Consider the following 990-nt stretch of genomic DNA (forward strand, 5'->3'; position numbering starts at 1 on the left):
AAACGCCTTGATGTCGGGATTGGCCCGTTGGGCGGCCACGCAGGCCATGTAAAGGGCCCGGCGCACGATGTGGCGCCCGCCTTTGATATGACGTTGTCCGGTCTGCTTTCCGCTATCGACGTTGAACGGAGCCAGGCCAACGAGCGAGGCGATCTGTCGTGCGCTGAGCGTGCCCAACTCGGGCAAAAAGGCGATGAGCGCCGCTGCGGTTCCTTTGCCGATGCCGGGCGTGGAGCGTAGCAACGCCTCGGTTTTGCGCCAGAGTTCGTTGGAGCGCAGAAAGGTGTCGATGTCGTGATCGGCCTCTTTGATGCGTTGGTTAAGGAATCGGATGTGGTCGTCGATGCTTGCCAAGGCCGACTTATGAGCGCGTTTGCGCCGGTTTTGCTCGGCGGTGAGCATATCGATCAACTGTGCGCGGCGCAGGATAAGGGCTTGCAACTGCTGAGTGTGCTCGTCGCTCAAAGGGCGCACGGCGGGCTTGACGGCAGCACCGTAGTGGGCGATGACGCGCGCATCGATACGATCGGTTTTGGCCAGTTGGCCGGTCGATTTGGCGAAGTCACGCACCCATTTGGGGTTGACCGCGACGCCCGGCAAGCCGGCTTGGCACAACGCCTCGAGGACGGCTTTTTCGAGTTTGCCGGTGGCCTCGAGCACGATGCGCTCGGGCTTGAGGGGGATGAGGGTATTGACGAGCGCGGCGATACCCTCGGGAGAATTGGCGAGCCGGAAGGATTCGCTGGAATCGTGATAGGCGACGTCGAGGAACGCGCCGCTGACATCGATGCCGACGAACAAGGAGGAAGTGGAAGAGGATTGGATTGGGTTCACCACAGCACCCCTACTTGCAAAAGATACGAGCTCGAGGCTCAGTCAACTGTTCGGGTTCAAAGCGGTAAGAGTGAAGCGGCGCCACCAGCTTTCTTTCGGGCTGCGAGCCCTTGTAACACAAACGGGCTACCGCTTCGAGCGAGCGAAAGGGATCAG

Annotated in this window: 1 protein-coding gene; it reads right to left on the reverse strand. The window is 60.7% G+C overall.

The genetic code is table 11. The features are described from left to right. Window positions 1–825: IS110 family RNA-guided transposase (locus AWB83_RS35650; protein ID WP_445343905.1), on the reverse strand; the 825-nt coding region annotated here is incomplete at its 3' end. Window positions 826–990 lie beyond the last annotated feature (165 nt).

It is taken from the genome of Caballeronia ptereochthonis (assembly GCF_001545075.1).
GTDB lineage: Bacteria > Pseudomonadota > Gammaproteobacteria > Burkholderiales > Burkholderiaceae > Caballeronia > Caballeronia ptereochthonis.